The sequence below is a fragment of the Herbaspirillum sp. CF444 genome, assembly GCF_000282135.1.
Lineage (GTDB): Bacteria > Pseudomonadota > Gammaproteobacteria > Burkholderiales > Burkholderiaceae_D > Herbaspirillum.
On sequence record NZ_AKJW01000097.1, the window covers coordinates 1 to 8,913 of the forward strand.

Sequence of the window (8,913 nt, forward strand, 5' to 3'; positions counted from 1 at the left end):
GCGGCCGCCTTCTTTTGCTTACTTTTCTTGGCGGAGCAAGAAAAGTAAGCGGCTGCCGGGCCGCCCCCGGCAAACCAAGGTTGATCGAAGAAAGAAAAGCCGAAGCAACCCACAAAACAAAGTCGGTACAAAACATCCAAGCCAAACCCAACGCAGCACACACAACTAAAGCAACGCCCCCAACTCCACCTGAATCTTCAACATCGCCGGCAAACACCTCTCCACCATCTCCTCCAGCTTCATGCGCGCCGCATGCACGCTGATATTCATCGCCGCCACCACCTCGCCGCGAAAATTGCGGATCGGCACCGCCATGGTCCGCAATCCAAGCTCCAGCTCCTGATCCACCAGCGCATACCCCTGCTCGCGCGTGCGTGCAATCTCCAGCGCCAGGCGTTCCTTGTTGACGATGGTGTGCGCCGTAATCTGCTCCGGCTGCAGGCGTTCGAGGAAATGCTCCATCTGCGCCTGCGGCAAATGCGCCAGCAACACCCGACCGTTGGCCGTGCAAAACGCCGGCACGCGCGTGCCCGGCTGCAAGGTAGTCGACACCAGCCGTCCGGCGCTGACGGCGGCGACGCAGACCAGTTGATCATGATCGAGCACGCCGGCCGAAGCAGCTTCCTCCAATGAATACGCCAGACGATAAAGCAGCGGCTGCACGATACGCGGCAACCGCGCCGAGTGCAGATAGGATTGCCCGAGCCGCAAAATCATCGGCGTCAGGGAAAACAGTTTCTGCTCATGCCGCACGTAACCCAGATGCGCCAGCGTGATCAGATAACGCCGGGCCGCCGCACGCGTGAGGCCGGTGCGCTGCGCGACTTCGGCGATGGTCAGGCGCGAGCGCTCCTGGTCGAAGGCTTCGATCACTTGCAGGCCTTTTTCCAGGCCGGCGATGAGGTCGCGTTTGTGCGGCGCGGCAATCTCGCCGTCGGCGTCGTCCTGAGGCTGATTCATGGCGATATCCACATAAAATCGTTGATTTGTGCGATTCTCGCACAAATAGGGCGAATATCGAATACCACCACCATCAGCTGCCTTGTGGCGAACCCTTTCCTTGCCTAACATCCGGTCAGAACAAAACAACACGGCACGTTATTCGCACAGCAACACCGGCGCGCCAGCCGTGTTTTACCGCCTATTTCAAGGAGACCCCATGAACTTCGACGCAGTCGACTCCGGCGTTTATCCGGAGCTGATTTACCCTCCCTACAAATCCACCGTCAAGCGCGGCCCGACGCAGGCGCCGTTGCGCATCAACGCCGTCGCCGCGACAAGCACCAACCTGTTCGCCTCGCCCAAGCTGATCCTGCCGCACGACATGGACATGACCGCGCAAGGCAAGGGAGAACCGCTCGGCGAAAAGATCGTCGTCACCGGCCGCGTGCTCGATGAAGACGGCAAGCCGGTGCGCAATTCGCTGCTGGAAGTGTGGCAATGCAATTCCGCCGGCCGCTACTGGCACAAGCGCGACCAGCACGATGCGCCGCTGGATCCCAACTTCACCGGTTTCGGCAAGATGCTGACCGACGACGACGGCCGCTATCGTTTCGTCACGATCAAGCCGGGTCCTTATCCGTGGGGCAACCATCACAAGGCCTGGCGTCCGGCGCACATCCACTTCTCGATGTTCGGCAACGTGTATGCGCAGCGCCTGGTGACGCAGATGTATTTCCCCAACGATCCGCTGTTCGAGTACGACCCGATTTTCCAGAGCATCCCGGATGCGGCGGCGCGCCAACGCCTGATCTCGCGCTTCAGCCTGGAAGAGACCGTCGACGACAAGATGCTCGGCTATGAATTCGATATCGTGCTGCGTGGACGCAACGCCACGCCCATGGGTCTTTAAGGAATCGGGAAATATCATGACAAGCAAAATCACAACCTCGCAAACCATCGGCCCTTTCCCGCATGAAGCCTGGCGCTGGGCGGTGGACATGACCGCCAATGTGGAAAGCAGCGCACCGAAGATCGTCGTCAAGGGCGCGATCTTCGACGGCGACGGCGTCGCCATCAATGACGCGTGGGTGGAAACCTGGATGCCCGACAGCGCGCCGGTGGAAACCGCGCAGGCGATCCCCGGCTATCGCCGCGTGCCGAGCGGCGACGATGGCGGCTTCAGCCTGCAGATCACCATGCCGCAAGGCGCCACGAGCGGCAAGCCGGTCGCCTATGTCACCGTGTTTGCACGCGGCCTGACCAAGCATCAGTTCACTGCCGTCTTCCTGGAAGACGACGCCGGCCTGGCGCAGTCGGAGATCCTCGGCCAGGTGCCGCAGCAACGCCGCGACACCTTGATTGCGAAGAAGCAGGCGGACGGTTCCTATCTGTGGAACATCAACATGCAGGGCGCAGAGGAAACGGTATTCTTCGATTACATTTGAGAAACTGACCTATCCTGAAAGCATGAGGGACTCGTGGACCGGCATCCACCGAGTCCCGTGTGCGTTTTACCGATTTAACACGGAGTCCATGTGAGCGTTTCCATATTCGACAGTTTTTTGACCACGCCGGAGATGATCAAGGTCTTCGACGACGCCGCCATCGTGCAGGCGATGTTCGATTTCGAAGCTGCGCTGGCCAATGCCGAGGCCGCCGAGGGCGTGATTCCCGACGCCGCGGCGCGCACCATCGCCAGCGTCTGCAACGCCCAGCTTTACGACATCCCCGCCATCATCCAGGCCGGCCGCCGTGCCGGTGCGCTGGCGATTCCGCTGGTCAAGGAATTGACCAAGACCGTCGCGCTCTACAACCCGGAGTCGGCCACCCACGTGCACTGGGGCAGCACCAGCCAGGACGTGCTCGACACCGCCATGGTGCTGGCCACGCGCGAAGCCCTGAAGCTGCTCGACGACGGCCTCGGCGAGCTGACCGCGCAATTGCTGAAACTGGCCGGACAACATCTCTCCACGCCGGTGCTGGCGCGCACGCTGATGCAGCCGGCGCAGGTCACCAGTTTCGGCTTCAAGCTGGTCGGCTGGGCGGCGCCGCTGGCGCGCGCGCGCGAACAGCTGCGTGTGCAGTCGGCACGCGCCCTGCAACTGCAACTGGGCGGCGCGGTGGGCACGCTCGCGGTGCTCGCCGAGAAAGGTCCCGCCGTGGCGCAACGCATGGCCGACGCCTTGCAACTCAAAGTCGCCGACGCCGCCTGGCATACCCAGCGCGACGAGTGGATGCGCCTGGGCATGGAAGTGGCCGTATTGACCGGTAGCCTCGGCAAGCTGGCGACCGACCTCAGCCTGATGGCGCAGGGCGAAATCGCCGAGCTGGCGGAACCCTCAGGCAACGGCCGCGGCGGTTCGTCGGCGATGCCGCACAAACGCAATCCCGTGTCGTCGATGATTGCACTCGCCGCCGCCAACCGCGCGCCGCAACATGCCGCCGCCTTGCTCGCCGCCATGGCGCAACAGCACGAACGCGGCCTCGGCAACTGGCAGGCCGAGCTGGCGGAATGGCCGGCCTTGTTCCTCGGCGCGCACGGCGCCATCAAGGCGCTCAATGAAGCCTTCGCCGGACTCATCGTCGACACGCCGCGCATGCGCCGCAACATTGATGCGCTGCAAGGCCTGGTGTTTGCCGAAGCGGCGTCCATCTATCTGGCGGGCGCCATCGGTCGTCCGAACGCGCATGCCTTGCTGGAAAAGCTGACGCAGCGCACGGTGGAAACGCAAGGCCATCTGGCCGACGTGCTGAGCGCCGCGATCAAGGACGATCCGCAGCTCGGCAAGCAGATCGACATCGGCAAACTGCACCATCTGTTCGACCCGGTGCTCGCCACCGGCGCGGCCCGCGCACTGGCGGAACGCCAACTGAAATCCTTGCAGCAAGACAATCATTGATTCCACTTCCATCACGAGACAACATTTTCATAACGAGACCACCATGAGCTACGATCCCCTCGACCACGATTTCGAACGCGGCATGCGCAACCGCCGCAGCGTCCTCGGCGACGCCTGGGTAGACCGTTCGGTGGCCAACGCCACCAACTTCAACGCCGAATTCCAGAACCTGATCACGCGCTTCGCCTGGAACGAAATCTGGGGCCGCCCGGGTCTCGACCACAAGACCCGCCGCATCATCGTGCTGGCGATCACCATCGCGCTGGGCCGCTGGGAAGAATTCGAACTGCACGTGCGCGCCGGTTTGCTGGGCGATCCCGCCACGCGCCTGACGCCCGACGAAATGAAAGAGGTGCTGATCCAGTCGGCCATCTATGCCGGCGTCCCGGCCGGCAACACCGCCTTCACGCACGCGCAGCAGATCCTGCGCGAAGTCGGCGAACAAATCGGCTATGCGGTGACACCGATGAAGCCGGCCGACACCTTCCACGCCGGCATCGGCAAGGAAGGCCGCAGCAGCGGCACGCCGTCGCTGCATTACAGCGTGCGCACGCCGCGCAACGGCAAGGCGCCGCGCCACACCATCGTGCTCAGCCATGCCATCGGCTGCGACCTGATGATGTGGGATGCGCTGGCCAACCAGTTGTCCGCCGATTGCAAGGTCATCGCCTACGACCATCGCGGTCACGGCAGTTCCGAGAAGGCCGACGGCCTCTACAACATGGCCGATCTGGCCGACGACGCCGCGCGGATGCTGCGCGACCTCGATACCGGTCCGGTGATCTGGGTCGGCCTGTCCATGGGCGGCATGGTCGGCCAGGAACTGGCCTTGCGCCATCCTTCGCTGGTGCGCGCGCTGGTGCTGGCCAATACCACATCGTCTTATCCGGAGGTAGCACGGCAAGCCTGGCAGCAACGCATCGCCACCGTGCGCGAGCAAGGCATAGAAGCGATTGCCGATACGGTGATGGGGCGCTATTTCCACGATCGCTTCCGCGCGGAGAATGCAGCCACGGTGACGCGCTTCCGCGAACGCCTGACCAGCACCGACGCCGCCGGTTATGTCGGCTGCTGCAATGCGGTCGGCACCGTCGACACGACAGCGCGTCTGGGCGAGATCAATGCGCCGACGCTGGTGATCGCCGGCGAGCTCGATCAGGGCACGCCGTTGTCGATGTCGGAAACACTGGTCAAGGGCATCGCCGGCGCGAAGCTGGCGATGATCAAGGATGCATCGCACATCAGCGCGATTGAGCAGCCGCAAGCGTTTGCGGAGCTGGTGACCGGCTTCATTCAGGAGTTGTAGGCTTTTTGTTTGTCTCGTGATTGCCAGATGCTTTACGTCACTGGGTTCCAGCTTTCGCTGGAACGACGGATTATTTGTTTAACTGAAGTGATCATCGATAGATACCGTCATCCCGGCGAAAGCTGGGACCCAGTGTCATAGTGTCATAGTGTCATTCATCAGCCGCACCCATCGTCTCCGTACAGAAAATGAAAAAGCCCGGTTCGCATCAAACGAACCGGGCTTTTTTCATGACAACATCTCAGGCAATCAAACGCCCGGATCCTTGAACTTCTCGACCTTGTCGAATTCGACGTTGTAGTACTCGGCGCCGCGTTGTTCCGCCTTGCGGATGTAGACGTTCTGCACCATGTCGCGCGTAGCGGCATCGATAGAAACCGGACCGCGCACGCTTTCCCAGCTCATGCCCTTCATGGCGGCAAGCAGCTTCTCGCCGTCGGTGTCGCCGTTGGTTTTCTTGAGTGCTTCGTACAGCAGATGCATGCCGTCGTAACCGCCGACCGAGTGGAAGTTGGCGCGCATGCCTTTGTTGGCCTTGGCAATGCCGTCGACGTATTCCTTGTTCAACGGCGACGGATGCGCCGCCGAATAGTGGTGGCTGCTGACCACGCCGTTGGAGGCGGCGCCGATGCTGGCCATCAGGTCGTCGTCGAGTACGTCGCCGGTGCAGATCAGGCGGATGCCGGCGGCGGCCAGGCCACGCTCGGTGAACTGTTTCAGCACCGCCGCGCCTTCGCCCGACGGCACGAAGACGAACAGCGCTTCCGGCTTGGCGTCTTTCACGCGTTGCAGGAAGGGTGCGTAGTCGGGATTGCGCAGCGGCGCGCGCAGGCTTTCGACGACCTTGCCGCCGGCGTCGGTGAAGGTCTTGACGAACACTTTTTCGGCGTCGATGCCGGGACCGTAGTCGCTGACGAAGGTGACGACGCTCTTGATCTTGTTCTTCGCCGCCCAGCTTGCCAGCGGCGCCGTCACCTGCGGCAGCGTAAAGCCGGTGCGCACGATGTACGGCGAACGTTGCGGAATGATCGAAGTCGCTGCCGCCATCACCATCATCGGCACCTTGGCCTGCGTGGCAATCGGTGCTGCCGCCAGCGCCAGCGGCGTCAGGCCGAAGCCGGCCAGCACCTGCACCTTGTCGCGCGACACCAGTTCCTGCGCCAAGCGCTTGGTGACGTCGGGCGACAGGCCGCCGTCGTCTTTCAAGAGAATTTCGACCTTGCGGCCGGCCACGGTGTCGCCGTACTTTTGCTGATACAACTTGACGGCGGCTTCGATCTGGCGACCGGTCGAGGCGAACGGTCCGGACATCGGCACGATGAGACCGACCTTGACCGGATCGGCGGCAGAATTGGCGGCAAACGCCGACAGCGGCAACATGCCGGCCGCCAGCGCGGCGCCGCCTTCCAGCAGGATCCGGCGACGTTGGGTATTGATGGAATCAGGCATTTTTTGTCTCTCTCTTTTTAGTTATCGAACAAGTCAGGACAGGTCAGACATCGAGGACCAGCAAGGCGCTTTTGGCGCGGGAACAGCAAGGGGTGAACTGATCGTTGGCGGCACGCTCCTCATCGGTCAGATAGAGATCTCGATGATCGGGAACGCCTTCGAGCACGCGCGTGAGGCAGGTGCCGCACACGCCTTGCTCGCACGATACCGGAATGTCGACGCCGTTGTCGGCGAGGATCTTGATCACGGTCTCGCCGGCCGGAATCGTGAAGACCTTGCCGCTGCTGGCGATCTTGACGTCGAAAGGAGCGTCGCCATCAGTCTCTATCGGCGCCGCGCCGAAGTATTCCAGATGCACCTGCGCCGACGGCCAGCCTTTTTCTTTCGCCGTATTGACGACGTGATCGATGAAGCCGCCCGGGCCGCAGACGTAGATGTGGGTGTCGGCGTCCGGCGTGGCGATCATCTGCGCCAGTTTGAGCTTCTGTTCGTCGGCGCCGCTGTCGTAGTGATATACCACGCGGTCGGCAAACGCGGACGCGGCGATGCGGTCGCGGAAGGCGGTGCGCTCCGGCGAACGCGCGCAGTAATGCATGACGAAGTCGGCGCCGGTGGCGGCCAGGCGTTCGGCCATGCAGAGGATGGGCGTGACGCCGATGCCGCCGGCCAGCAGCAAGCTGCGTTTGGCTTGCGTGAGCGGAAAATGATTGCGCGGCTCGCTGATGGTCAGCACGTCGCCGACGCGGATGTCGCCGTGCATGGCGACCGAACCGCCGCGCGAGTTGGCGTCGCGCAGCACGCCGATCTGGTAGCGATGGCTTTCATGCGGCGGATTGCACAGCGAATACTGGCGAATCAGGCCGTCGCGGATATGCACGTCGATGTGCGAGCCGGCGCTGAAGGGCGGCAAGGCTTTGCCGTCGACGCCGGCCAGTTCGAAACTGGCGATGTCTTCGGCTTCCTCGGTCTTGCTGATGACTTTGACTTGTAACTGGCTCATGGCGCTCCCTGCTGAAACTTGCGATGTTCGTTGCTGCCGTTGCGTGCAACGACGGAAGCGACCGCCCCGGGTCGCTTCCGTAATTCAATGGAAACTTCGGATCACGCAGCGTTCGCGGTGACCGGAGACGGCTGTTCCTGCGCCATCCACTTGTCCAGCAAACGGCGCGATTGCACGCCGCCGGCGTCGATGTTGAGCATCAGCAGCTTGCGCTCCGGATGCTTGAGGATGTTCTGCTGCTGCATTTCCAGCATGTCGCGGTCTTCGCCGAAGATCTTGCCCTGGCCTTCGCGGATGGCGGCGGTCAGCTCCGCATCCTGCGATTTGAAGTTGCGCGCCATGCCCCAGAAATACCAGTGCGAGGTTTCGGTTTCCGGCGTGATGAAGTCGACCACGATGCTCGACGCCTTGTATTGCGGATCGGCATCGTAGCCGCCCTTGCCGGCATGCGCCACGCCGACTTCGATCATCACGTGGCTCGGCGGCGTGAAGTGGCAGACCTGCCAGCGGTCGACCGGCACGTCGTCGGCCAGGCCGTTGCTGCGCAGCGCCATGCGCCAGAACGGCGGCGCCATGATGTTTTCCATGAAGCGGCTGGTGATGACTTCGTCGCCTTCGGTCCTGGTGTTGACCGGCGCTTCGTCGATTTCCTTCTGGCCGATGCTGGATGCGTGCACATAGGTTTCGTGCGTCAGGTCCATCAGGTTGTCGATCATCAGGCGGTATTCGCAATTGATGTGGTACAGACCGCCGCCATAGGCCCACTCGGGATTGTCGGCCCATTCAAGATGATGGATCTGCGCCGGATCGGCCAGTTCCTTCTCGCCTGGCCAGACCCAGATGAAGCCGTAGCGCTCCACCACCGGAAAGCTGCGTATGCAGGGAAAGCCGCGCACGCGCTGGCCCGGCATGCTGATGACCTTGCCGTCGCAACCCATCTCGAGGCCGTGATAGCCGCACACCAGCTGACCGTCGCGCACGAAACCGAGCGACAGCGGCGCGCCGCGATGCGGGCAAAAATCTTCGACGGCCGCGACCTTGCCTTCCGCGCCGCGATAGAACACGATCTTCTCGCCGCAGATCTGGCGGCCCAGCGGCTTGTCGGCGATTTCGTCAGGGGTACAGGCGACGTACCAGGTGTTTTTTGGAAACATGTCTTCTCCTCCTCAGGAATGTCCATTGTTCGGTGATGCGAATTCATGAGCGTGTGAACGTAGGGCCTGTTAACAATCAATTTGCGAGGTGCGTTCCCGCCAGAAGGCGTGCTGGCAAGGCGCGTGGCGTAGCAGGTGGTGGGTCCCACCTGCAAGCCATGC

Annotated in this window: 8 protein-coding genes; 4 read left to right on the forward strand and 4 right to left on the reverse strand. The window is 62.5% G+C overall.

Going from position 1 to position 8,913, the window contains the following annotated elements:
- Positions 1 to 165: 165 nt before the first annotated feature.
- Positions 166 to 960 carry an IclR family transcriptional regulator domain-containing protein gene (locus tag PMI16_RS21845; protein ID WP_007883668.1) on the reverse strand — a complete coding sequence of 265 codons (795 nt, stop codon included), beginning with the start codon at positions 958 to 960 and terminating at the stop codon, positions 166 to 168.
- 199 nt (positions 961 to 1,159) lie between these two features.
- On the opposite strand from PMI16_RS21845, the gene pcaH reads away from it, so the two are divergent.
- The 4 genes from pcaH (at position 1,160) to pcaCD (ending at position 5,148) form a co-directional block, all read left to right on the forward strand.
- On the forward strand, positions 1,160 to 1,852 hold the full coding sequence (gene pcaH, locus PMI16_RS21850; protein WP_007883671.1) for a protocatechuate 3,4-dioxygenase subunit beta: 693 nt from the start codon (positions 1,160 to 1,162) through the stop codon (positions 1,850 to 1,852).
- A gap of 16 nt (positions 1,853 to 1,868) precedes the next feature.
- Positions 1,869 to 2,387, forward strand: a complete 519-nt coding sequence (locus tag PMI16_RS21855; RefSeq protein ID WP_007883673.1) for a hypothetical protein — start codon at positions 1,869 to 1,871, stop codon at positions 2,385 to 2,387.
- Between the two features lie 90 nt (positions 2,388 to 2,477).
- Entirely contained in the window at positions 2,478 to 3,842 is a 1,365-nt protein-coding gene (locus tag PMI16_RS21860) for a lyase family protein (protein WP_007883675.1), read from the forward strand.
- A gap of 43 nt (positions 3,843 to 3,885) precedes the next feature.
- Positions 3,886 to 5,148, forward strand: coding sequence for a bifunctional 4-carboxymuconolactone decarboxylase/3-oxoadipate enol-lactonase PcaCD (pcaCD, locus tag PMI16_RS21865; RefSeq protein ID WP_007883676.1), 1,263 nt, complete (start codon positions 3,886 to 3,888; stop codon positions 5,146 to 5,148).
- Positions 5,149 to 5,397: 249 nt separating this feature from the next.
- On the opposite strand, the gene PMI16_RS21870 is transcribed toward pcaCD, so the two are convergent.
- The 3 genes from PMI16_RS21870 to PMI16_RS21880 form a co-directional block, all read right to left on the reverse strand.
- The gene (locus PMI16_RS21870; RefSeq protein WP_007883678.1) at positions 5,398 to 6,597 is read right to left on the reverse strand and encodes an ABC transporter substrate-binding protein; all 1,200 of its coding nucleotides are present in this window, start codon (positions 6,595 to 6,597) and stop codon (positions 5,398 to 5,400) included.
- A gap of 43 nt (positions 6,598 to 6,640) precedes the next feature.
- Positions 6,641 to 7,597 carry a PDR/VanB family oxidoreductase gene (locus PMI16_RS21875; RefSeq protein WP_007883680.1) on the reverse strand — a complete coding sequence of 319 codons (957 nt, stop codon included), beginning with the start codon at positions 7,595 to 7,597 and terminating at the stop codon, positions 6,641 to 6,643.
- Between the two features lie 101 nt (positions 7,598 to 7,698).
- Positions 7,699 to 8,751, reverse strand: a complete 1,053-nt coding sequence (locus PMI16_RS21880; protein WP_007883682.1) for an aromatic ring-hydroxylating dioxygenase subunit alpha — start codon at positions 8,749 to 8,751, stop codon at positions 7,699 to 7,701.
- Between the last annotated feature and the right edge of the window lie 162 nt (positions 8,752 to 8,913).

Coding starts and splice junctions, on each gene's coding strand:
- pcaH (WP_007883671.1), top strand. CDS start 1,160: ATGAACTTCGACGCAGTCGACTCCGGCGTTTATCCGGAGCTGATTTAC.
- PMI16_RS21880 (WP_007883682.1), bottom strand. CDS start 8,751: ATGTTTCCAAAAAACACCTGGTACGTCGCCTGTACCCCTGACGAAATC.
- PMI16_RS21855 (WP_007883673.1), top strand. CDS start 1,869: ATGACAAGCAAAATCACAACCTCGCAAACCATCGGCCCTTTCCCGCAT.
- PMI16_RS21875 (WP_007883680.1), bottom strand. CDS start 7,597: ATGAGCCAGTTACAAGTCAAAGTCATCAGCAAGACCGAGGAAGCCGAA.
- PMI16_RS21845 (WP_007883668.1), bottom strand. CDS start 960: ATGAATCAGCCTCAGGACGACGCCGACGGCGAGATTGCCGCGCCGCAC.
- PMI16_RS21870 (WP_007883678.1), bottom strand. CDS start 6,597: ATGCCTGATTCCATCAATACCCAACGTCGCCGGATCCTGCTGGAAGGC.
- pcaCD (WP_007883676.1), top strand. CDS start 3,886: ATGAGCTACGATCCCCTCGACCACGATTTCGAACGCGGCATGCGCAAC.